This window comes from Pseudocitrobacter vendiensis, assembly GCF_943590815.1.
GTDB classification, from domain to species: Bacteria; Pseudomonadota; Gammaproteobacteria; order Enterobacterales; family Enterobacteriaceae; genus Pseudocitrobacter; species Pseudocitrobacter vendiensis.
Genome location: NZ_CALSBS010000045.1, coordinates 1 through 23,693 on the forward strand (window position 1 = coordinate 1; position 23,693 = coordinate 23,693).

The window sequence follows — 23,693 nt, forward strand, 5'->3', positions numbered from 1 at the left end:
CTCAGGGAGAGGGAACTGGCCGTGCCTGGGCTTACATATGACGCTGTTTTTCACCCTCTCCCTCAGGGAGAGGGAACTGGCCGTGCCTGGGCTTACATATGACGCTGTTTTTCACCCTCTCCCTCAGGGAGAGGGCCGGGGTGAGGGTTGTCTCTACTGCGTCGCAGCATCACCACCAGTTGCCAGATATTGATCAGCACAATAATCGCCGTCGCCACAAATACCCAGCGGAAGCCCGCCATGGCAGAAACAGACGCCCCGATCAGCGGCCCGGCAACGTTGCCCAAATACATAAACGACTGGTTGTAGCCGAAAATTCGCCCGGTCACGCGTTCGCTGATGTACTTGAGCAGCAGCGTCTGTACCGCCGGAAGCATCGCGCCGTCGGCAAAGCCAAGCAGAAAGCGTAGCACGCCAAGCTGAAACGGTGTGGTAACAAACGACATGGCGAAGAACAGCACCACCGCAAAACACAACGTCGCCAATAGAATGCGCGCCGTACCGATGCGGTCGCCCAGCTTGCCAAGCCGTGGCGCGGAGATCAGCGCCGAGACGCCCGGTACGGCGGCGATCATCCCGCTCAGGAAAGCGATGTTGTTACTGTCCGGCGTCATCGATTTAATAAACAACGCCAGAATCGGGCCAATCGATCCGTTACACAGTTGAATCACCATGGTGGTGAGAAACAGGCTGATCACTAGCCCCGGATACGGCAACGACGCGAATACGGCTTTGCCACTCAGGCGCTCTGATTTGCTGGTTTGCGGACGCACGCCCTCCTTGATTAAAAACAGGGTGACGAGAAAGCTAATCATCAGCAAAAACGCGGTGATGTAAAAGACCATCCGCAGACCCATGTGATCCGCCAGAAAACCGCCTAGCAGTGGGCCGCCAATGACACCGCTTATCTGCGCGGTAGAGAGCGTACTCAGCGCCCAGCCGCTGCGTTCGCGCGGCACCTGCGAGGCGACCAGCGCCATCGCGTTCGGAATATACCCCGACGTTAGCCCCATTACGCCGCGCAGAATAAACAGTTGCCAGACGTTGGTGGCAAAGGCTTGCAGCAAAATGGCAATCGCCATACCCAACGACGCGCGCAACAGCATCAATTTGCGCCCTTTACGATCCGCCAGGCTCCCCCACATGGGCGAGACAATCGCCGAAACCAGAAAAGTGATACTGAACGTTAGCCCTGACCACATCGAGAGCGATTCATGAGACGTGACGCCCAACTGCGCCACGTAGAGCGGCAAAAAGGGCAGTATTTGACTGATTGCGAGGCCGGTAAAGAAGCAGCCGAACCAGACAGAGATGAGATTAACCTTCCAGGATTCCATAACTACGCGTTTTCGTTCACTTATGCGGACAAGTGCACAGGGTAGCAAGTTGTATGGCAGTCGGTATTGTCAGAGATGCGGTCGCGGTGAGTTTAGGGTTTTATCATTGATTTGCTATTTTCTGTGAACGATCTCACGTTTTAATTTCCAGCAAAAAGAGAGTTATGCTTAGCGACAAAGCCCGTAGCCGCGCATACCGAGATGAAAATGATTGGCATGCGCCGCATTGTAGTTGGGCCCAAGCCCATTACCGTAATACTGGCAGCTATTCGCTAATAGCGTTTGCAGAAACGGTTGGATCTGCGGCTGCGCCCAGCCTTTCAGCACGCTAATCTGTTTGCCATTCTCCAGACGAAAGCCGCTGATATCCAGCGCATTTGCGGTGGCATGTTCGCTCAGCGGGCCGTCGGCGCGATGATAAATATTGCGGCAGGCAAAACTCCCCAGATGGTCAATGCGCGTCACTTCACTGTTCAGCATTTGGCGGGAAAGTGGCTTCACCTGCTGTTCCACATACAACGCGCTGCTCAGCGCCAGGCGGCAACTGGCGAGAAAGCGATTGCTGAGTTTCACTGTGCCAAAATCACGCACCTGTACCACATCCGAAAGCGGACACGCGCCGCCGCTCGGTGCCACCCGCAGCGTACTGATAAGATTTTGCTGATTTGCCTCGGCCAGCAGCGTCTGACACTGCGCATCCGTTATCGCTTTGAGCTTCCAGCGCGTCACCAGACCGGGCGGATCGTTAAGCATTAATGGCGTAAATGGATTGTACCAGGATGGCAGCATCTGATAGCCACCATAGCCAATAGCGATAACCCCCACAAATACCAGCCAGCGCGTGATTTTCATCGGCTCTCCTGCCTGCAATAAAGTTAAAGATTATGGCAGATAGCCCGGAAATCACGTGGTATGTTATGTGTTTTGCGTTTGGAACGGATGGAATTAAAGATGGCGAAGTTGCGGGTTGGGATTGTTTTCGGCGGGAAATCAGCAGAGCACGAAGTGTCGCTGCAATCGGCTAAGAATATCGTTGAAGCCATTGATAAAACACGCTTTGACGTAGTACTGCTGGGCATTGATAAGCAGGGGCAGTGGCACATAAACGATGCGCAAAACTATTTGCTGAATGCGCAGGACCCGGCAAAAATCGCCCTTCGCCACTCTGATGTGACGCTGGCGCAAATTCCAGGGAAAACCTCGCAGCAGTTGATCAACGCAGAAAGCGGCCAACCGCTGGGCGCCATTGACGTTATTTTTCCGATTGTTCACGGCACGCTCGGCGAAGATGGCTCCCTGCAGGGTATGCTGCGTGTAGCGAATCTACCGTTTGTGGGTTCCGATGTACTCAGTTCTGCCGCCTGTATGGACAAAGACGTCACCAAGCGCCTGCTACGCGACGCCGGGCTTGCCATCGCGCCGTTTATTACCCTGACGCGCAGCAACCGTCACCGTATTTCGTTTGCGGAAGTAGAAGCGAAGCTGGGCCTGCCGCTGTTTGTGAAACCTGCTAATCAGGGTTCCTCCGTTGGCGTCAGCAAGGTCAACAGCGAAGCGCAATATCAGCAGGCCGTGGCGCTGGCATTCCAGTTTGACCACAAAGTGGTGGTTGAGCAGGGTATTAAAGGCCGCGAGATCGAATGCGCAGTGCTGGGCAATGATGAACCACAGGCCAGTACCTGTGGCGAAATTGTGTTGAACAGCGAATTTTATGCCTACGACACCAAATACATTGATGATAACGGCGCGAAAGTGGTGGTTCCGGCGGCGATACCGGCAGAGCTCAACGACAAAATCCGCGATGTTGCGGTGCAGGCGTATCAGACGCTGGGTTGCAGTGGCATGGCGCGTGTCGATGTGTTCCTGACGGCGGAAAATGAGGTGGTGATCAACGAAATCAATACGCTGCCGGGTTTCACCAACATCAGCATGTACCCAAAACTGTGGCAGGCAAGCGGGCTGGATTACACGTCGCTGATCACACGTTTAATTGAACTGGCACTGGAGCGCCATCAGGCTGATAGCGCCCTTAAAACCACGATGTAAAAGAGGCTTAATTCACTCTCTCTTCCACGCCGTCGCCTTCCGGGCGGCGGCGAATAATTAACCCCGCCAGCCAGAAGCTAATTACCCACGTGACCATCCCAACCGCGTAGGTTTGCCAGCCTTTCGCTTCAAAACCCAGCAAGCCAACTACGCCGTTAAGAATAAAAATCAGACCAATAGCGAACGCATAGTAGTGCCAGTCACGGCGAATTTTTGCAGGCAGCTTCATAACGGCTCCGAAGATAAAAAATTCATCTTCACACATCCCAGGCTGCGGGTCTGTGGTGTGAACAGCAATTATTTAATGTTAGCAAAATGTTTACACTCTGGATTTGTGATCGCCGCACGACTCCCGGCAATCCAGGACGAATCCTTAACCGAAATTACCATAATTCTTATACTGCCCTACGAAGAAGGCTGTCACACTCATGCCAGTATCACGGTCATGTAATGAAGTCCGGGAGGTCTTTATGACAGATTTCGCCTTCTCTAAGCTCATCCTGAATGGGAAAAAAAGCGCATCTTCTGCGCCGGGCAACGTCGCCTATGCGGTGTTTGTTCTGCTCTGCTTTTGGGCTGGTGCACAATTGCTAAACCTGTTGGTGCATGCGCCAGGCGTATATGAGCATTTGATGCAGATGCAGGATACGGGCCGCCCGCGTGTAGAAATGGGGCTGGCCGTCGGTACCCTGTTTGGCCTGGTGCCGTTTTTGGGTGGCTGTGCGATTCTAGGCTTCGTGGCACTCGTGATGCGCTGGCGTCGCCAGCGCTAATCTTAGTTCGCCATACACTTCGCCCGACGATCGTCTACGCGCTTCGCGAACCACGCCGTGGTGAGATTGCGCGTGATCTTCGGGCTCTCCAGTTGAATCCCAGGTAACATCTCTTTCACCAGAGTTTTGCCGGTTTTCTGCTGCGCTATTTTATACACGCCTTTGTAGAGTTCGGTCTCTTCAAATGCCAGGCTGTCGCCCTTCTTCAACTGGCGATGGATTTCGTCATCGCTCTGCGAAAGTTTGCCTGCCAGCTTGCGCACTGCCAGCTCGGTTTTCCCTGCGTCATCACTGTCATAGCGGATCAAATCGCCATCCAGCGCCAGCTTAACGCCGGTCGCTTTACTGACCGCATACTGGAACGCCGCATTACGGCTGGCATACCAGCCTGCGTTAAAGTCTGCGAATCGGTAAATTGGGGCCGTGTAATTGGCCGGATAGTTCAGCAGATGGTACGTGCCAAACCACAGTCCGCCGCGCAGGCTGAAGACTTCCTGACGCACGGTGCCATCCATTTTCCACGGATAACCGCGCGTATGCGCCTCGGCAAAGGCAATACTCACCTGCATTGGGCCGCCCGTATGTACCGGATTCAGCGAGCCAAACAGCGTCTGTCCCATCGGCACCATATTGATAAAGTCGTCAAAAATCGCGCTCAGCTGTTTTTCCGTTTTCACGTTATCCAGCCGTTCGCTGTAGCTTTTACCGTTTGGCGAGGTGATTTTGAGGGCAGTGTGGACGAGGAACAACGGCACATGCATGCGTTCAGCGCGGCGATCAATTTCCTGCCAGGCGATTTTACTCAGCCCCGGTACGGCGGGGTCCGCCTGATAATTGGATTCCTGCTGCGCCACCGCCAGCACCGAACAGATATTCTCTTTTGTCGGTGCCAGCTTTTGGCTTTCGAAGGTTTTTGCCAGCGCCTGCGCCCAGGCTTCCCGCTCCTTTACGCTGGCCGGTATTTTTTGCCGCACCACCGACGCCACGTCAACGGGCTTTTCCCCTTTCTTCAACGTTGGCGCCTGTTGGCTGGTACAGGCGCTTAATACCAGCCCCGCCAGCAACGTTAACGGGAGTGAGACATAACGTGATACTGGCGTCATCGTGCTTCCTTGTAGAAATTAACTGAATGTGTGGGTCACTTCCTGGAGATCTTTGTCATCCAACTGGTGTTCGAAGCTGCGCAGACGTTTGTAGATGGACATCAATTCCACCAGCGTCGTCCAGGAGCTAATCAGATACTGGAACGAGCCGCGTACCTGACCGAATACGTTGAGGATCTGCTGCATCAGGCCCAGCGTGATTGCACCAGCCGCAATCGAAGGGAACAACAGGAATAAACCGAAAACGTTATCGACCTGAAGATACAGGATACGGGCAATGTTGAAATACATATAGTGGAAATAGAGACGGAAGTAGTTACGACGCACAGCGCTGAACAGTTCGCGCACTGTTGGCGGCGTGGCGCGGGTTTCGTCATCTTCCCCGTAGACCAGCTCTTTACGGTACGCTGCTTCCACACGCTGGTTTTTGAATTCCAGACCTGGAAGTTTGATACCGACAATCGCCAGCAGCCCGGTGCCCATCAGCGACCAGATGATCGCGGCAATCACAAGACCATAGGGAATGCTGCCCAAAATTGGCAACGACGGCACGTGGGCCGAGAGCGTAACCAGTACCGGCAGGAAGGCAATCAGCGTCATGATGGCGTTGATAAAGCTGGTGCCCATATCTTCAAGCGTGGAAGCAAAACGCATGGTGTCTTCCTGCACACGCTGTGCCGCACCTTCGATATGACGCAGGTGATCCCAGTGCGCCATATAGTGTTCGTTCATCGCCGTGCGCCAGCGGAAAACGTAGTGGCTGACAAAGAAGTTATTCAGCACGCCGACGGTAACGGCAATCAGAGCAATACCAAGGAAAATCCCGACTTCGTGATAGAGCTGATTGATGGAAACTTTATTGGGCGAGGTCAGCGCCTGCTGGATGAGGTCCCAGAACGGGGCATACCAGGCGTTGACCGCCACGCCCACTTCCACCAAAAACCAGGTGACGAAAATAATCAGCGCGGTACCCAGTACCGACCAGTATTGCCAGCGATGCGGGCTGCGCACAAACCAGTAGAGCGCGAAAAGCCCGACGCAAACGGCGTAGAACGCGTAGAAAACCAGATAGTTCAACGACCAGAAGCGGGCTGCGCTAATTGGGACATCTTTCGACGCATGAACCAGGTTCAGTAGCCAGCTTCCACCACCTGCTTGCCAGAAAATAACGGCAATCAACGCCCAAATAAATGCCGAGAGAAAAAAGGGCCCCGGCTTAGGGAAAAAAGACTTAAACATAGTGCTCTCCTGCTAACTTCTTATGGTTATGGCGTTTGCTGTGTACAACACAAGTCCTGTCGCAGCATGTACTGCAACCAAAGGGATACCACGTAAAAACGAAAGATAACCGCACAATGAGACCGATAAACAGGCGCTTAGTTCGCCGGCAAAAGGTGCAAAATCGCCTTAACGATATTTCAGTTGTAACGAGGCTTCCAGGAAGGTTTGATTCACGTTTTAACCGTATTCCGCGACACAAATGGAATATTCATCGCATCTATCATACGCGACGGATCACAAAAGTGTGTCTTCAATACAAAGTTTCACAACCACGGTTACTCACCGTTACGTTTTTCCCGCTATGATAGCGATTAGTGGCGCCGTATCAGGTGCCGATTCACAGTGTAAGTAGTATAAATACGCACTGTTCTCCCATTTTTATTTATGGATGCCTTCGTTGAAACGTAGTCTGCTTTTTTCTGCCGCGCTCTGCGTGGCGTCATTGACATCGGTCCAGGCGGCTCAGCCGATCGCCGATCCCGTTTTTGCTTCCGATATTGTCGACCGCTACGCTAACCATATCTTCTACGGCAGCGGCGCTACGGGGATGGCACTGGTGGTTATCGATGGCAACCAGCGCGTCTTCCGCAGCTTTGGCGAAACTCGTCCAGGCAACAACGTGCATCCACAGTTAGATTCAGTGATTCGTATTGCGTCACTGACCAAGCTGATGACCAGCGAGATGTTGGTGAAACTGCTCGATCAGGGCGTGGTGAAGCTTGACGACCCGTTAAGCAAATACGCTCCGCCAGGCGCACATGTGCCAACCTATCAGGGATCACCGATTCGCCTGGTGAATCTCGCCACGCACACCAGCTCGCTGCCACGCGAACAGCCGGGTGGCGCGGCGCATCGACCGGTGTTTGTCTGGCCTACTCAGTCACAACGCTGGTCTTACCTTAATAACGCGACGCTGAAATCCGCACCCGGAACGCAAGCCAGCTACTCTAATCTGGCTTTCGATCTGCTGGCCGATGCGCTGGGCAATGCCGCGGGTAAACCCTATTCACAGCTGTTTGAAGAGCAAATCAGCCGCCCGCTGGGCATGAAAGACACCACCTTTACGCCGTCGCCAGATCAGTGCCGTCGTTTGATGGTGGCCGAGAAAGGCGCCAGCCCGTGTAATAATACGCTGGCCGCAGTCGGTAGCGGCGGAGTTTATTCCACGCCTGGCGATATGATGCGCTGGATGCAGCAGTATCTCTCTTCTGATTTCTATCATCGCAGTAATCAGGCGGACAGGATGCAGACGCTGATTTATCAACGTAGTCAGCTTACTCGTGTAGTCGGTATGGATGTGCCGGGCAAAGCAGACGCACTGGGTCTGGGATGGGTCTATATGTCGCCGAAAAATGGCCGCCCAGGGATTATTCAGAAGACGGGCGGCGGCGGCGGGTTCATTACCTATATGGCAATGATTCCGCAGGAAAACGTGGGCGCATTTGTGGTCGTTACCCGTTCTCCACTTACCCGATTCGTCAATATGAGCGACGGAATCAATAATCTGGTAACTGAGTTAAGCGGCAATCAGCCACTGGCGGTGCCTGGTTCTTAATAGTCGTTGGGCAAACGCGTGATGCTGACGAGTTTGCCCTTTTCCATCTGGATATAATTTCCCTGGCGCAGCGCCGAGAGCACTTCGGCAATCACCGAGCGCGAGATATTTGTTCTTTGCTGGATAAACTTCATCACGCCAACTCTGGCACGCAGATTATCGTTCCACTTTGCCATCACCAGCAGCGTGCTGCGGATTTGTTGATAATTGCTGGAGCCAATAAGCTGCGCATCACGCACTTCCAGCATGCGATGTTGCCACGTCAGCCAATAGAGCGCTTCACGCCAAAGTTGATAGCGTGTCAGGCAATGCAGCGAGTCCTGCGCGGGGAGATAATAGCCGCGACAATCGCTTTCGGTGGTAATGGTGTAATTCTGCTGGATCTTCATGATGGCGCCGACCAGACCAAAAATCGCCGGGCTCTGCAACATGCCGAACATGATACTACCCGAATTGCGCCTGATAGAAATCGAACCCTGGGTAATCACGAGGGTATGGTTTTCTGTCTTTTTGTCTTCCGGCAAAATAGTGGAACCTGCCGGTAAATCGAAATGGATACCGCGAGGAGATAAGTGCTTATCAAGAGTAACAAATTCGCTCAGCGGTTTACTCAATGCAGGCATTTTCTACCATCCATGTAAAAATGCCCGCCATAGCAATGACGGGCATGAGTAACGTTCAGTTAAACAGGGAAATCACCTTCCCTGTTTACCGAAGAGCCATTACCAGGTGTATTTAACACCCGCGTTTGCGCCCCAATCCTGATCAACATCGCCGCCGCCGAGGTAGTTAACACCGGTGTAAGCGCTGAAGTTTTTGGTGAAGCTGAACTGGCTGCCCACGCCTACGCGTACAGCGGAACCTTCAACGCCGTTGTCAATGTTGTCGCCATTGACGTTGGTATCGTTGTTGGAATCGTCATACACATAAGCCAGTTTGAAGTAAGGAGTCAGAGCCTGGTCACCATAGTTGAAGGTGTAACCAGCATCAACGCCCAGTTCATAACGCAGGCTGTCGTAGTCCTGACCGCCAACATCCATACCGTTGCTCAGGCTGTAGCTGTCGCCAGACTGGAACAGACCAGAAATTGCGCCGTACGGTGTTACGTAGCCAGCGTCGTTGATTTTCCAGTCGTAGCCCAGTTTCAAGCCAAAGCCCCATGCATCGGCATTAGTGTCGCCATCAACATAGTCGCCATTGCTCATGGTTGCGCTCAGGTCGTTGTTGAAGCGGCTGTAGCTTAAGTTGCCATCAACAAAGACGTTGTTCGCGAAGCGTGCAGAAGAGTAGACATAGGCAGACTGGCTGTCTTGATCCACCTGACCAGTACGGTCATTCATGTCGCCTTTCGCGAAGGCAGCTGCAGCACCGACGATCCATTTAGCGTTGTTACCGTCGATTTTGCTATCAACACCGACCATGATGCCGTTGACGTCCTGGTCATAGTTGATGGTGCCGTTGTCGCCGTTGAAGTTGCCACCGAAGTAGCTCACCCACGCGCCACCATTATCGTCAAAACCATGACGAGAGGTGTTCAGGCGGTTGTTCAGGGTATCCTGCTGCATATTCCAGGTATTGGTGTTAGCAGACGGGATGCTCAGCGCCATGTTTGCGTAGTCGGTCAGCTCCATCTGTTGCAGAACAACAGTGTTGCCTTTCTGCTGTGCCTGATAGGTGTATGCACCCAGGTCAGCTTTGTTGGCAGCAGAGAAGGTCGCGGTGCTGTTTTTGTCGTTGACATAAACCAGCTCGTTGCCTTTGTAGTCTGCGATAGAACCTTTACCTGTAGCGTTGTCGATACGAACTTTGTAGTTACCGGTTGCAGCAGCTACGTTGTCAACAGCACTGTTATCCATTTCGTCAGCGTTGTTGATATCGCCATTACCATTAACAGTCAGGTGACCGTCAGAGTTCATAGCGATAGTACCGTAACCATAGTTTGCTTTGCTGGTATCGTTAGTACGGTCGTTGACCAGGTCAGCGTTCAGCACATAGTCGCTGCTATGGATATCGAATACACCAGAGTATACGTTGCCGTTGTTGTCAGCACGATTACCACTGGTCAGTTCCAAAGTATCAGTCTGGAACGGATTAGCATCATACTGATCAACTTTCACATCCAGCACACCGCCGTTAGTCACAGTGATGGTGTTAGCGTACAGAGCTGCATCAGTAGACCAACCGGTAGAGGCATCCAGATTAACGGTACTGTATGTGTTAATGGTCAGATGATCGGTATCAACATAACCACCTTCACCGATATTCATGGAAGAACCGTTGTTCAGCGCAATGGTATCGGAAGTTACAGTAGAACTAGATACGTTCACCTGGGAACCGCTATTAACAGTCAGGCTATCAATGCGGGAATCTTTAGTCGTATCCCACTCAGAGCCATTATTCAGCACAACATCAAAGATGCCGCTCTGGAAGTTGTCAGCAGAGTTAACACGGTTCCAGTAATCAACAGATGAAGATTCTGGTGCCAGGCTGTTTGCAGCAACATCATAGAAGTTAGCTGGAACAACTTGTTCGTAATCGATCCATGCAGCACCGACCCATTTGCTGTGATCCAGAGTCAGCGTCAGGTGATCAACGTTTTGGTTGTCGTCTGCCCAGCCTGCGTTGGTATACACGGTTGTAGAGTTATCAACCAGATGACCATTCTTATCAAAGTTGCTATTGAAGGTGCTGTCAAAGTACACATCGCCCATCAATGTGGAGTTATCAAACTCAACATTGTTGACCATACGGTAGTCAGAACCTGCGTTGTCAGAGAAGACTAATGCAGCATCATTATTAATACCTACATCAGCAGTACTACCGTAATCACTCGGCTCACCGGAATCACCAAAGTGACCATCATCTTCAAGATCGGTCAATGAACCAGAAGTTACAGTTGAATCAGTAACTTTGATGTTGTTATCCCACTGGTGAGAGCCATCATAAGTTACATCAGAGTGAGTAGTATCACCCTGAATCATGGTAATACCCGCAACATGGGAGTTAGCAGTGATGTTGATATCACTTTCCACATTCAGAGTAACTGCGGTACCAAAGCCAGCAGTATCGTATTTACCTTCGTATGGGAAGTTATCGTAGGCTTTGCCATCTGCATCAACCCATGTATCGGTATAATACAGACCTTCGTAATCATCATCGATGGTCGTATTAGCGACATTCAGAGTGAAGGTATCGCCATCAACCCAATCATGTGCAACTGCTTCACCCCAGGTGTAGAAGGTGCTGTTGTCGCTAGGCAATCCATCGACGAGATTATCAAAATGACCCGGACGGTAAGAAGTGATCATACCGTGAACGGTTGTGTTAGAAAGGCTCAGAGTATTAGCAGCATCGGTGTAATCGCGATTCAGATAATAAGTAGAGATTACACCATTTACAGTATCACCGTTGAAGGTGGTGTCGTAATTACCTTCAGCAGCATTGTTATAAACATAACCGCTGTAGGAAACATAGTCGTGATCTAAAGAGGTCCAGTCATTGAATTCGCTGTACGGAGTCAGCGCATCATCATGGAACCCAAAAGTGTCATATGCGGTAGCATTTGCCTGAGAGGCGATTGCCAAAGTGCAAGCCAATGCTAATTGTGATACTACAAGTTTCTTTTTCCAGGAGTGCATTTGTCATCCCTCCTCAGGGACGTATATTCGTTGGTCCATCAATTAACAATGCAATATGAGTATTGTTGCGGATGTAATTATGCGACGCACCGGATAAAAGGTTCAATTAATCTTTACTTAATGTCTGTATTCGGACAACTTAATTGAGTGATTAAAGCCCACCAAAACCAAAAATAAAACGAACAATATCAATATCTAACAACAGCCCGGCATTCCCTGAAAAAAAGTAAAAAGATGCTAAAAACAATAAATCATTCATTTTCAATATTTGAAAAAATCATTTATCTAACTTATTGAATAAATATAAGCATAAACCGCAAGAAAAAATAAAATCAGCATCTATGATTAATGCAAAAATCAAACGGTCAGTTATATATAAAAATAACCAAATCACCCACCCAATCCATCACCTACAATAATTTAAGAATTCCCTGAAGTCCTCTGCGTCTCCCTGCGCCAACCTCCCCCTTTATAAGCACAACTTTAGTAAAACATCGCCTTGATGATTCGGTTACAATGGACGTCTGTTCCACAAACATCAGGCAAAACATGACCGATTTAATCACTCGCCCACGCCGTCTGCGCCGCTCGCCAGCGCTGCGGGCTATGTTTGAAGAGACAACACTGAGCTTAAACGACCTGGTGTTGCCGATTTTTGTTGAAGAAGAGATCAACGACTACAAGGCCATCGACGCCATGCCTGGCGTGATGCGCATCCCGGAGAAACATCTCGCCCGTGAAATCGAGCGTATCGCGAATGCGGGTATCCGCTCGGTAATGACCTTCGGCATCTCGCACCACACGGATGCTACCGGTAGCGATGCCTGGAAGGAAGATGGCCTGGTGGCGCGCATGTCGCGTATCTGTAAAGACGCCGTGCCGGAAATGATTGTCATGTCCGACACCTGCTTCTGCGAATACACCTCTCACGGCCACTGCGGCGTGCTGTGCGATCACGGCGTGGATAACGATGCCACCCTGCTGAACCTGGGTAAACAAGCCGTTGTCGCCGCGGCTGCGGGTGCTGACTTTATCGCACCGTCTGCGGCAATGGATGGTCAGGTTCAGGCCATTCGCCAGGCGCTGGATGCCGCAGGTTTTACCGATACCGCGATCATGTCCTACTCCACCAAGTTCGCCTCTTCGTTTTATGGCCCATTCCGCGAAGCGGCGGGTACGGCGCTGAAAGGCGACCGTAAAACCTATCAGATGAATCCGATGAACCGCCGTGAGGCAATACGAGAATCACTACTGGATGAAGCGCAAGGTGCGGATTGTCTGATGGTGAAACCGGCGGGTCCGTATCTGGACATTTTGCGCGATATCCGTGAACGCACTGAGTTGCCGATTGGCGCGTATCAGGTGAGCGGTGAGTACGCGATGATCAAATTCGCCGCGCAGGCGGGTGCGATTGATGAAGAGAAAGTGGTGCTGGAAAGCCTGGGCGCGATCAAGCGTGCAGGAGCGGATCTTATCTTTAGCTACTTTGCACTGGATTTGGCAGAGAAGAAAATTCTGCGATAGCGGATGCTTTTTATCCCCCTCGCCCTACCCCTCTCCCTCAAGGGAGAGGGGACCGGTTTTCTCCCTCTCCCTGTGGGAGAGGGCCGGGGTGAGGGGATCAGCCCGCACATATCCCCCATCAAGCACGGTAAAAAGGCTTATCCCCCAGAATCGTCGCACGGTGCATAATGCGTCGCTGCGGCAAATAATCGGCATTGGCATAGTGCTGCGTAACACGGTTATCCCAAATGGCCACATCGTTCGGCTGCCAGCGCCAGCGCACCTGAAACTCTGGTTTTGTGACGTGCGCAAACAAGAAATTCAGCAGCGCCTCGCTCTCTTTCTCCGACACATCCACAATGCGCGTGGTAAATCCTTCATTGACGAACAATGCCTGCTTACCAGTTACCGGATGCGTGCGCACCACCGGATGCAGCAGCGGGGGGTGTTTGGCCACTGCTTCCAGCCAGCGCTGATGCTCTTCTTCGGTTTTGCGGTATTTGTATTCCTGGAATGATTTCTTGAAATCGTGCTCCGCCTGCAAGCCACTTAACAGTTTACGAAACGGCTCCGATAGCGCCTCCCATGCCGCAATGCCGCTGGTCCATAGCGTATCGCCCCCGGTGGAGGGTAGCTCTTTTGACGCCAGGATCGCGCCCGCAGGCGGCGTGTCGATAAACGTCACATCGGTGTGCCAGTTATCATTATCCGGTGGATTATTGTCATGCGTATCCAGAACGATAATTTCCTCTACGCCAGGCGCATGAGGATATACCGGGTGAATATGCAGATCGCCAAATCGCAATGCCAGGTCACGCTGTAGCTCAGGGGTAATCACCTGATTACGCAGGAAAATGACCTGATGGCGCAGCATCGCATGATAAAGCTGCTCAAACTGGTTATCGTTCAGCGGGCGAGTTAAATCCACGCCGCTAATTTCTGCACCAATATATGGCCCCAGCGGGGTAACAGTCAGACGCTCACTCATTGCACTTCTCCATGCCAGGGCGTCAGACGACGCTGCAATGCGCGCAGCCCCAGCTCTAAAACAAACGCGATAATCGCAATCACCGCAATGCCTGCCAGCACGACGTCGGTTGCTAAAAACTCACCAGCCGATTGCACCATAAAACCTAATCCCCGCGTCGCGGCGATCAGTTCAGCCGCGACCAGCGTCGACCAGCCTACGCCCAGGCCAATACGCAACCCGGTAAGGATTTCCGGCAGCGCGCCAGGCAGAATCACATACCACAGCACCTGGCGACGGCTGGCACCCAGAGACTGCGCTGCCCGAATGCGTACCTGCTGCGCGCTCTTGACCCCTGCCAGCGCTGACATCGCAACGGGTGCGAAAATCGCCAGGTAGATCAGCAAGATCTTCGAAGTTTCCCCAATACCGAACCAAATAACCATCAACGGCAAATAAGCAAGCGGTGGCACCGGACGGTAAAGTTCAATGATCGGATCCAGAATACCGCGCACCGTGGCGTTCAGACCCATCGCGATCCCCACAGGAACGCCAATCAATACGGCTGCCAGCAGCGCGGCCAGAATACGGGCCAGGCTCGCCGAAAGGTGCTGCCACAGCGTGGCATCCATAAAGCCCTGCGGCCCGGCAATGGCTATCAGTTTTTGCAGAACCTGCCCCGGCGGCGGCAGAAACAGTGGGCTGATAAGTTGCAGGGCCGCCACACCCCACCACACCGTCAACAGCACCAGCAGCGTCGCCAGGCTTAGGGTTATCTGGCGGGAAAGCGGCCAGCGCCACTTCACCGTTTTCAGGCGCGGTTTATCATTAGCAACGACGCTCATGAGAAGGCCTCCCGTTGTTCAAATACGCGACTCAGTACGTACTCGCGCATGGCGATAAACTGCGGGTCAGATTTAATGCTGCGACAGGACTCCCCGGCGACATAACGACGCGCAAATTCCAGCGGCAGACGCTCCATCACCCTGCCCGGCCCCGGCGAAAGTAGCACCAGCTCGGTCGCCAAAAAGACCGCTTCTTCGATATCGTGCGTAATCAGCATGACCTGCTTGCCGGTGTCATTCCACAGCTTCAGCAGCAGGGTTTGCATCTGTTCACGGGTAAAGGCATCCAGCGCCCCGAACGGTTCATCCAGCAACAGCAGTTGCGGATTCGCGGCCAGCGCCCGGGCGATCCCCACTCGCTGGCGTTGTCCCCCCGAAAGCTGCCAGATAAAGCGTTTTCCCGCCCCTTCCAGCCCGACTTTCTTCAGCATTTCTCGGGCGATTTCCAGCCGCTGCGCCTTCGCCATTCCGTTCAGTTGAAGACCCAACGCGATGTTATCCTGCACGTTACGCCAAGGCAGCAACCCTTCGTTCTGGAAAACCACCCCGCGCTCTGCACCCGGTCCTTCTACACGTTTTCCACCCAGCGTGATGCTGCCCTGCTGATACGGGACAAATCCGGCAATCAGGTTCAGCAGCGTGGTTTTGCCGCAGCCTGACGGGCCAAGCACCACCAGCAGTTCACCGCTGTCCAGCGTGAGGTTGATATCCTCCAGCGCCGGTTTGCCACCGTAATCGGAATAAAGATGAGAGAGTTGCAGCATCACAGACTCCTTATTTCACAAAGCGATCGGTTACGTACTGGCTGTAATCCGTCGCCGCCGCAGGCACTTTACCCTGCGCTTTGAGGAACTCGGCGGTGTCGATAATCGCCCTATTAACCGGGCCGTTCAGCTCCTTCACCTGCTGGTCGGCGGTCAGATAGGTATTGCCCTTCACCAGCCCCGGAACATCGCTTTCCGGCACTCCGCTTAAGCGCGCCAGTTTGCTGATGTTATCCGGCTGTTTCAGCCAGGCTTCCGGGTTGTCGATATAGCCGCGCTGGGCATCAATAGCGCTTTTCGCGAAGGCGCGCACCACGTCAGGATGCTTCTCGGCGAAGTCTTTACGCACGACCCATACATCAAGCGTTGGCGAACCCCACTGGCCTACTTTTTCGGAATCGGTCAGCACCGTACCGTCTTTTTCCAGCTCGTTCACCGCAGGTGCCCAGACGTATGCGCCATCGATATCACCGCGCTGCCAGGCGGCAATAATCGCCGGTGGTTGAAGGTTAAGAATTTGTACCTGCCCAGGCTTAATGCCCCAGTGTTTCAGCGCAGCCAGCAGGCTGTAGTGAGTGGTGGAGATAAACGGCACGGCAATACGTTTACCGACTAAATCTTCTGGTTTGGTGATGTTTTTCTTCACCACCAACGCTTCCGAATTACCGAGCTGAGAGGCAAGGAGGAACACTTCGATTGGCACCTGCTGGCTGGCCGCTACCGCTAATGGGCTGGAACCCAGGTTGCCAATCTGAACATCGCCAGAGGCCAGCGCGCGAACAATGCTCGCACCGCTGTCAAACTTGCGCCAGTCAGGTTTTGCGCCGCTCAGTTTGCTGAAGGTGTCATCCGCCTGTGCGACTTTCGCCGGTTCGGCGGAAGTCTGGTATGCGATGGTAACGTCCACGGCCTGCGCCTGAAATGCGATCAGTGCTGCGGCGGCGAAGAGTGAAATACGCGATGAAATAGCCATTGTCTGCTCCCTCTGTGTCTTGTTATGGGTGCAGTATTTCCGGGTGCGGAATTTTGTTAAAGGAATTAAAACGTCTTGTTAATGCCTTTTCGTTTTTAGAAAAAAAGTGGGATTAGATAGATAAGATATGAGGAAGGAACATATCGGATGGCGGCGACGCCATCCGACAAGGGCTAACGAAGGCGTTTCAATGCCGCAATATCCGCAGGCGTCGTCCGGCAGCAACCGCCAATTAACCGCGCGCCCGCCGCCTGCCACTGCGGTAAATGGTGCGCCAAGGTATCGCACGCCTCGCCGTGGTGGTGCCAGGTTTTACTCACGGCGTCGTAGTGCTCGCCAGAATTCGGATACACTACCAGCGGTAGCGGTGTCAGGCTATGCAGATGACATAGGGCGTCATTGGTATTTTCCAGCGCGATACAGTTAATGCCTACCGCAATCACCTGCGGGTAACGGGCCAGCGTGGCGATCACGTGGTGCAGCGGCGTACCATCGCTGAGGTGCTGTGCATCGCGCAGGGTAAACGAGAACCAGGCGCGCGCCGTAAGGTATGCCGTGAGCAGTTCCGCCAGCGCCGAAATCTCCGCAAACGACGGCAGCGTTTCGCAGGCCAGCAAATCGGCCCCCGCCTCCAGCAACGCGTCTACGCGAGGGCGATGGAATGCCTGAAATTCTTCCGCGCTACGCTGATAATCACCGCGATATTCCGAACCATCCGCCAGATACGCGCCATACGGCCCGACTGACCCGGCCACCAGCAATGTGCCCGCCTGCGAATTTTCCGTCTGATATAACTCTCGCGCTTCTTGCGCCAGCGCAACGCTGCGGGCAATCAACGCGCGAGACTGCGCTTCATCCAGCCCACGCGCTGCAAAACCCGCAGGTGTTGCCTGATAGCTGGCAGTTATCGCCACCCGCGCCCCGGCGCGGAAATAGTCGAGATGCACATCGCGGATCAGCGTTGGATTTTCCATCAACACTTTCGCCGACCACAGGTTATCAGCCAGATTACAACCCCGCCCTTCCAGTTCGGTGGCCATCGCGCCATCCAGCAACACAAACGGCTCAGCGTCGAGAATGGCGGTTAATGGATTACTCTGCGACATGTGGGATCTCCTGAACAGGCTGACGGGAACGCGTTAAATAATAAGCACCATAACACAGTGCAACAAACGGCAAACCGCAATAGAGCGCGATGCGCTGGCTCGGGTCAAATGCCAGGCCCAGGCAGGCAACCAGGCAAAGGATAAAGCCCAGCACCGGCACCAGCGGATACCACGGCGCGCGGTACTGCAGTTCGCTCAGTGCCCGCCCCTGCTGCAGATGTCTGCGACGGAAGACAAAGTGCGAGGCACAAATGCTGAGCCACACCGCCACGACGGCAAACCCGGAAATCGCCGACAGTGCGACAAATACCGTATCCGGCGCGATGATGCTGGAAAAGAGCGCCAGCACGCCGCCCAGCATACTGACCGAAAGCGCCACCATCGGCACGCCATTTTTGCTGACGCGAGAAAAACAGTGCGGCAACGTACGCTCATTCGAAAGCGACCACAACATGCGCCCGGACGCATAAAGCCCCGAGTTCGCTGCCGACAGAATCGCCGTCAGAATGACAAAATTAAAGATATCTGCCGCATACGGAATGCCCACTTTTTCGAAGACCAGCACAAACGGGCTTTTCTCTACGCCCGCCTGCTGCATGGGGATCAGCGCCGCCAGCACAAAAACGGTACCGATAAAGAAGATGATTAAGCGGGCGATGGTAGTGCGAATGGCTACCGGGATCACTTTGTGCGGGTTTTCCGTTTCCCCGGCGGCGATGCCGATAAGCTCAGTGCCAGAGAAGGCAAAGTTTACCGCCACCATGGTCATGAGGATGGGTAATCCGCCGTGCGGGAACCAGCCTTCTGCGGTGAGATTATGCAGCCCAGGCGCGGGTGAACCGTCCTGCGTTGGAATAAAACCGAAGATAGCCGCGCCGCCCAGGATAATAAAGGCAATGATGGTGATGACTTTAACCAGCGAGAACCAGAATTCACCTTCCGCAAAAAAGCGCGTAGAGATAACGTTCAGGCCGTAAATCAGCACACAAAACACCAGACACCAGGCCCAGATGGGTACCTGCGGGAACCAGTACTGCATACAGAATCCGGCGGCAGTAAAGCTGGACCCCAGCGCCACCGTCCAGGTGAGCCAGTAAAGCCAGGCAACGGTGTAACCGGTGGCCGGGCCGAGATAGCGTGAAGCGTAAACATGAAATGCGCCGGTTTCCGGCATTGCGACGGAGAGTTCGCCGAGGCACTGCATCACCAGCCAGACAACCAGCGCACCAATCAAATACGCCAGCAATGTACCCGCCGCGCCAGTGGTCGAGATGATATAGCCTGTGTTGAAAAATAGCCCTGTGCCAATAACCCCACCCAGCGACAGCATAATCAGGTGACGCGTTTTCATGGTGCGCTTGAGTTGCCCACCTTGTTGTTGTGTTGTTTGCATTATGACCTTCTAAACGTATGGACATCTAAACATCCAGATGAAGGTGTTGTTATACCGCGTATATCAGGGAAATGCAAAATGGGGGAATGTACGCGCTGATTCCCTCACCCCGGCCCTCTCCCACAGGGAGAGGGAGAAAACCGATGCAGAGCTTAGCAACTGTGCACAATCAGTCCCCTCTCCCTTGAGGGAGAGGGTTAGGGTGAGGGGGGGAAAAGGCGCACTACTCGTCGAAGAACCAATACCCCTGATTAATCAACGCCGTCAGCTCTTCAGCGAACACCGGGTTGGTTAACACCTCGCCCAATTGAGCCTTGCCAAGCGTCGTGTAGCGCGAGAGCGCATCTGCCGCCGCCGCGTCGCTGACGTCCAGCGGTTCGCTGTTAACGAACACGCTGCCGCTCACGCTCAATACGCGCAGTCCGTTCAAACGCACCAGCGTTTCTCCGTCCATCAGCGCGTCTACCACTTCCTGCGGCTCGTAAGGCGGTTCTGCCGGGGCGATATCCAGCTCATGACGCGGCGTGGTCACAAAGCTACCAAACCACTGTTTAAAATCGTCCGGCTTGCTGATCATCTCGATCATCATTCCGCGCACACGGTCCAGCTCATACTCTTCAATACGCCCGGCGTGCTCGCGAACGGTGAGATCTGGATCGCTGTAGTGTTCGCTGCCCAGATCATTTTCCAGCGCGTAATCCGCGAAGCTACTGATCAGATCGCGTCCGTTTGGCCCACGGAAGCCAACGGAATAGTTCAGCGCCGTTTCGTGGGTGAAACCGTCGTGCGGGAATCCTGGCGGAATATAGAGAATATCGCCCGGCTCCAGATCTTCATCGATGATCGGCTCAAACGGATCGACGTGCAGCAGCGCCGGATGCGGGCAGAACTGACGCATCGGCAATTTATCGCCCACGCGCCAGCGACGGCTGCCCATGCCCTGAATAATAAACACATCATACTGATCGATATGCGGGCCCACGCCGCCGCCCGGTACAGAGAAGGAGATCATTAAATCGTCCAGACGCCAGTCCGGCAGGACGCGGAACGGACGCACCAGCTCCGCTGATGGCGCGTGCCAGTGGTTCACAGCCTGCGCCAGCAGCGACCAGCCCGTCTCGCCTAAGCCATCGAAATGTTCAAACGGGCCATTGCTCGCCTGCCATTTTCCGTTGGCATGGCTTACCAGTCGGCTGTCGACTTCGGGTTCCATCGCCAGGCCAGCCAGTTCATCCGGGGTGATCGGATCAACAAAGTCAGCGAACGCTTTCTTCAGTACAACAGGTTTTTTCTGCCAGTATTTCTCAAGAAACTCCGGCCAGTTGAGGTTAAGTTGATAAGCCATTTTTTCATACCATCAGTGAGCAAACAGGCCTGATTATACGGAGCAGACGAATCGCGCCGCTTTGTCATGGGTCAATCGCAGGCGATATGCCTGGCTCGATGATTTATGATCCAGATTCATAATCTCTAGCCATTAACCTTGTCTGATCACATGAAACCCGTTGGTGTCGGGAAATAAGTCGCACAACCCGGTCACCGATGATCGGGCTAAACCAGGTCTAAACAAGCGGACACGCGGGTTACGGCGCGGTACAGATCCGGGGATGATCGCTGGCAACCGCCATGCGCAGCAACAGGCGATGGCCAATGTCGTTCTGCCAGTTAAAACTGTTTTGTAGCACCACGATGGCGTTGCCGTGGCGTTTATCCAGGCCGATATAGCTGCTGTAACCACCTATAAAACCGGATTGATAGAGCAGGGTTTGCCCATAGGCGGAATAGCCCAACCAGCCCAGGGCCGCGGCGTCATCATCGTTCTGGAAGCGGCGAAGGGTCATGGCATCAGCAAAAGCGAGATCCAACTGCGCATTACCCGTGCCGGAGAGATGTGCCTCCAAATAGCGCAACAGGTCATTGCCCGTTGACCACATGGATGCTGCGCCGACCATATCATGGCTGAAGCGCCACTCCGGCACCACTTCTCCACGGGCGACGAATTTTGGCTGGTCGCCCGCGTGACCACGCGCACGCAGAATATAGCCGGGAAGTTTTTCCGGCACATAGCCGGTATGCATCATCTTTAGCGGGGTAAAAATCGACTGCTGTGCCATTTCGGGAATGGTTCGCGAGGCGTTAGTTTCCAGCGCGCTGTCTAAAATGGCGTAACCCAGGTTGGAATAATTTACCTGAACGTTATCCGGCGCGTGGAAGGTGCTGAGATAATCCTGATACTCACCGCGATCCAGATCATCGTAAAAGGGTTCGCCGGTGAAAACATAGCGCACCAGTTTACCTAACATCGGTAAATTATAAGCCTGTCTTGGCAGGCCCGCCGTATGGCTGGCAAGCTGCTCGACCGTGATTTTTTGCGCGTCCGGACTCAGGTCTTTCTCAGATGGAAATAATTCGCGGAGCGTTGTATGCCATGCGAGCTTATTCTGTTGCACCTGTAATGCGGCAATTTCGGCGGTTACGCCTTTGGTAACCGACCCTACGGCAAAAAGTGTATCGCCGGTTACCGGCACGCGTTTATCTGAATCAGTAAAACCGTAGCTGAAGATCTGTGGCGGCTGATTGCGTGAAATCACGCCAATCACCAGTGCAGTGGAACGCTGGCGGGCAAAATGGTCGCGGGCGAGCTGCGTTATCTGGCGGTCTAAGGGGGCATCGCAGATCGCGTGCAGTGACGTCGTCTTATTCAGCGTATCAACCGGATTACTGGATAGCGAGGAGTGGCAGCCCGTCAGGAACATTCCCATCAAAAGGGTTAACGATAATGGGGAAGTCTTTAGCAAAATCTCACTCTTTCCTGCGCTGCACACTTTTTCGACGCGCAATAATAATGGAATGACAGAGATAAAGACAGCAGGAAAAAGGCTAAAAGTATTTGCCAGATAGCATAATGCCATCCGGCAAATAACAGGCATAGAGGGTAGTAAAGCTTACGCCAGCGTAAAGGCTGACGTATTCAGGCTAATCAGAACTGGTAAACAGCGCCGATACCAACCTGGTTATCCGTATTCAGACCCTGACGCTGAACATTGGCATTATCGCTGTCGAGCAGGTTGATTTTATAATCTGCGTAGACGGCCATGTTTTTGTTGAAGTAGTAGTTCGCACCCACTTCGATATATTTCACGATATCCATATCACCGGAACCATTATGGTCGCCGCGAGATTGCAGATATGCGAGGGACGGACGCAGACCGAAATCAAACTGATACTGAGCAACCAGTTCAATGTTTTTAGTTTTGTCGAACGCGATGGTATTGGAATCATACGAACCGCCGGTCATGTTACGGGTTTCCGCATAGGTCGCTGCCAGGTACAGGTTGTTCGCGTCATATTTCAGACCACCCGCCCAGGCTTCTGCGTGTTCAGCCGTGTTTTGAGTACGCGTGAATTGCTGCTGTTGGTCGGTACGCTTAGAACCGGAGTACGCTGCAGAAGCCGCGAAGCCTTCAGCGAATTCGTAGGACACGGAACCGCCCCAACCTTCGCCGTTCTGCTTCAGCACGTTATCGCGACCGTTGTTGGTTTCACCCTTGCCACCGTTCTTACCCTGGTACTGGATGGCAAAGTTCAGGCCGTCAACCAGGCCGAAGAAGCCGGTGTTACGGTAAGTCGCGAGGCCGTTCGCACGACCGGTCATGAAGCCGTCGGTCTGGGTGTAAGAATCACCGCCGAAGACCGGCAGCATATCGGTCCAGGCTTCTACGTCGTAGATAACGCCGTAGTTTCGCCCGTAATCAAAGCTGCCGTATTCGCCAGCGTTCAGGCCGGCAAACGCCAGACGGGTTGCGGTATCAGCGCCATCTTCCGTTTTGTTGCCCTGAATGTTGTATTCCCACTGGCCGTAACCGGTCAGTTGGTCATTGATTTGCGTTTCCCCTTTGAAACCGAAACGAACATAGGTGTTATCGCCATCAGCGCCCTTGTCGTCAGAGAAAATATGGCGAGCGTCAACTTTGCCATATAAATCGAGTTTATTACCGTCTTTGTTATAGATTTCTGCTGCGTGTGCTGCGCCTGCGGCCAGAATGGCAGGAATAACGACTGCGAGAATTTTTTTCATATTAAGCCACCATCATTATATTTAATTTTAAGAGTATGAAAGGTCCGAAAGTACTATTCATACGTGCTTCTTTGTGAAGCGATTTATACATTATTGAATTATTCACAAATGAATAGCTGACACATGTAACAAAATGTAAAAACCGGATCAAGTTGGCTTATTTGATGGATGAATTCGAAATTAGACAATCCTGATAAAACATTTTATTAACGCAAAACGATCATGTAATAAAATAGTAAACAAACGATAAACACGAATATTTATAGAATATAATTTCGGGAGGTATTATCAGGTGGTAAATAAAAAACAGGGGAATTAATGGGGAATTGGG

Annotated in this window: 20 protein-coding genes; 4 read left to right on the forward strand and 16 right to left on the reverse strand. The window is 53.0% G+C overall.

The window, feature by feature from the left end; all coding sequences use genetic code 11:
• Window positions 1-92 precede the first annotated feature (92 nt).
• Together NMC31_RS24460 and NMC31_RS24465 are read right to left on the reverse strand one after the other, a co-directional pair.
• Window positions 93-1,337, reverse strand: a complete 1,245-nt coding sequence (locus NMC31_RS24460; protein ID WP_253899321.1) for a multidrug efflux MFS transporter — start codon at window positions 1,335-1,337, stop codon at window positions 93-95.
• A gap of 168 nt (window positions 1,338-1,505) precedes the next feature.
• Window positions 1,506-2,189 (reverse strand): extensin-like domain-containing protein, encoded by a 684-nt coding sequence (locus NMC31_RS24465; protein ID WP_253899322.1) that lies wholly within the window; start codon window positions 2,187-2,189, stop codon window positions 1,506-1,508.
• 99 nt (window positions 2,190-2,288) lie between these two features.
• Between NMC31_RS24465 and ddlA the strand changes: the two genes are divergently transcribed.
• Window positions 2,289-3,383, forward strand: coding sequence for a D-alanine--D-alanine ligase (gene ddlA, locus NMC31_RS24470; RefSeq protein WP_253899323.1), 1,095 nt, complete (start codon window positions 2,289-2,291; stop codon window positions 3,381-3,383).
• Between the two features lie 7 nt (window positions 3,384-3,390).
• Here the strand turns inward: ddlA and NMC31_RS24475 are convergent, their stop codons facing one another.
• Window positions 3,391-3,612 (reverse strand): DUF2754 domain-containing protein, encoded by a 222-nt coding sequence (locus NMC31_RS24475; protein WP_253899324.1) that lies wholly within the window; start codon window positions 3,610-3,612, stop codon window positions 3,391-3,393.
• 241 nt (window positions 3,613-3,853) lie between these two features.
• On the opposite strand from NMC31_RS24475, the gene NMC31_RS24480 reads away from it, so the two are divergent.
• The gene (locus NMC31_RS24480) at window positions 3,854-4,156 is read left to right on the forward strand and encodes a DUF2755 family protein (RefSeq protein ID WP_149463541.1); all 303 of its coding nucleotides are present in this window, start codon (window positions 3,854-3,856) and stop codon (window positions 4,154-4,156) included.
• Window positions 4,157-4,158: 2 nt separating this feature from the next.
• On the opposite strand, the gene NMC31_RS24485 is transcribed toward NMC31_RS24480, so the two are convergent.
• Together NMC31_RS24485 and sbmA are read right to left on the reverse strand one after the other, a co-directional pair.
• Window positions 4,159-5,259 (reverse strand): DUF1615 domain-containing protein, encoded by a 1,101-nt coding sequence (locus NMC31_RS24485; RefSeq protein ID WP_253899325.1) that lies wholly within the window; start codon window positions 5,257-5,259, stop codon window positions 4,159-4,161.
• A gap of 18 nt (window positions 5,260-5,277) precedes the next feature.
• Window positions 5,278-6,498: a peptide antibiotic transporter SbmA gene (gene sbmA, locus NMC31_RS24490; RefSeq protein ID WP_015965651.1), complete on the reverse strand. Its 1,221-nt coding sequence runs from the start codon at window positions 6,496-6,498 to the stop codon at window positions 5,278-5,280.
• Between the two features lie 439 nt (window positions 6,499-6,937).
• Between sbmA and ampH the strand changes: the two genes are divergently transcribed.
• Window positions 6,938-8,095 (forward strand): D-alanyl-D-alanine-carboxypeptidase/endopeptidase AmpH, encoded by a 1,158-nt coding sequence (ampH, locus tag NMC31_RS24495; protein WP_253899326.1) that lies wholly within the window; start codon window positions 6,938-6,940, stop codon window positions 8,093-8,095.
• On the opposite strand, the gene NMC31_RS24500 is transcribed toward ampH, so the two are convergent.
• Window positions 8,092-8,718 carry a helix-turn-helix domain-containing protein gene (locus NMC31_RS24500; RefSeq protein ID WP_253899327.1) on the reverse strand — a complete coding sequence of 209 codons (627 nt, stop codon included), beginning with the start codon at window positions 8,716-8,718 and terminating at the stop codon, window positions 8,092-8,094. The genes ampH and NMC31_RS24500 overlap by 4 nt on opposite strands.
• A gap of 99 nt (window positions 8,719-8,817) precedes the next feature.
• Window positions 8,818-11,733, reverse strand: a complete 2,916-nt coding sequence (locus tag NMC31_RS24505) for an autotransporter outer membrane beta-barrel domain-containing protein (protein ID WP_253899328.1) — start codon at window positions 11,731-11,733, stop codon at window positions 8,818-8,820.
• A gap of 549 nt (window positions 11,734-12,282) precedes the next feature.
• Between NMC31_RS24505 and hemB the strand changes: the two genes are divergently transcribed.
• Window positions 12,283-13,257, forward strand: coding sequence for a porphobilinogen synthase (gene hemB / locus NMC31_RS24510; RefSeq protein ID WP_015965655.1), 975 nt, complete (start codon window positions 12,283-12,285; stop codon window positions 13,255-13,257).
• A 118-nt stretch (window positions 13,258-13,375) separates the two neighbouring features.
• Here the strand turns inward: hemB and tauD are convergent, their stop codons facing one another.
• The 9 genes from tauD to ompC all read right to left on the reverse strand — a co-directional run bounded on the left by tauD (window position 13,376) and on the right by ompC (window position 23,362).
• Window positions 13,376-14,224: a taurine dioxygenase gene (gene tauD, locus NMC31_RS24515; RefSeq protein ID WP_149463546.1), complete on the reverse strand. Its 849-nt coding sequence runs from the start codon at window positions 14,222-14,224 to the stop codon at window positions 13,376-13,378.
• Complete coding sequence (gene tauC / locus NMC31_RS24520; protein WP_253899329.1) at window positions 14,221-15,048, reverse strand: taurine ABC transporter permease TauC; 828 nt, start codon at window positions 15,046-15,048, stop codon at window positions 14,221-14,223. Before tauC ends, tauD begins: the two co-directional genes overlap by 4 nt.
• Window positions 15,045-15,812: a taurine ABC transporter ATP-binding subunit gene (gene tauB / locus NMC31_RS24525; protein WP_253899330.1), complete on the reverse strand. Its 768-nt coding sequence runs from the start codon at window positions 15,810-15,812 to the stop codon at window positions 15,045-15,047. The genes tauC and tauB overlap by 4 nt, the downstream gene beginning before the upstream one ends.
• A gap of 10 nt (window positions 15,813-15,822) precedes the next feature.
• Window positions 15,823-16,785: a taurine ABC transporter substrate-binding protein gene (gene tauA, locus NMC31_RS24530; RefSeq protein ID WP_253899331.1), complete on the reverse strand. Its 963-nt coding sequence runs from the start codon at window positions 16,783-16,785 to the stop codon at window positions 15,823-15,825.
• Between the two features lie 173 nt (window positions 16,786-16,958).
• Window positions 16,959-17,891 (reverse strand): homocysteine S-methyltransferase, encoded by a 933-nt coding sequence (mmuM, locus tag NMC31_RS24535; RefSeq protein ID WP_253899332.1) that lies wholly within the window; start codon window positions 17,889-17,891, stop codon window positions 16,959-16,961.
• Complete coding sequence (mmuP, locus tag NMC31_RS24540; protein WP_253899333.1) at window positions 17,878-19,284, reverse strand: S-methylmethionine permease; 1,407 nt, start codon at window positions 19,282-19,284, stop codon at window positions 17,878-17,880. Before mmuP ends, mmuM begins: the two co-directional genes overlap by 14 nt.
• A gap of 223 nt (window positions 19,285-19,507) precedes the next feature.
• Window positions 19,508-20,629 carry a ribosomal protein uL16 3-hydroxylase gene (locus tag NMC31_RS24545; protein ID WP_253899334.1) on the reverse strand — a complete coding sequence of 374 codons (1,122 nt, stop codon included), beginning with the start codon at window positions 20,627-20,629 and terminating at the stop codon, window positions 19,508-19,510.
• 238 nt (window positions 20,630-20,867) lie between these two features.
• Window positions 20,868-22,082, reverse strand: a complete 1,215-nt coding sequence (locus NMC31_RS24550) for a serine hydrolase domain-containing protein (protein WP_253899335.1) — start codon at window positions 22,080-22,082, stop codon at window positions 20,868-20,870.
• 182 nt (window positions 22,083-22,264) lie between these two features.
• Window positions 22,265-23,362 (reverse strand): porin OmpC, encoded by a 1,098-nt coding sequence (gene ompC, locus NMC31_RS24555; RefSeq protein ID WP_253899336.1) that lies wholly within the window; start codon window positions 23,360-23,362, stop codon window positions 22,265-22,267.
• Between the last annotated feature and the right edge of the window lie 331 nt (window positions 23,363-23,693).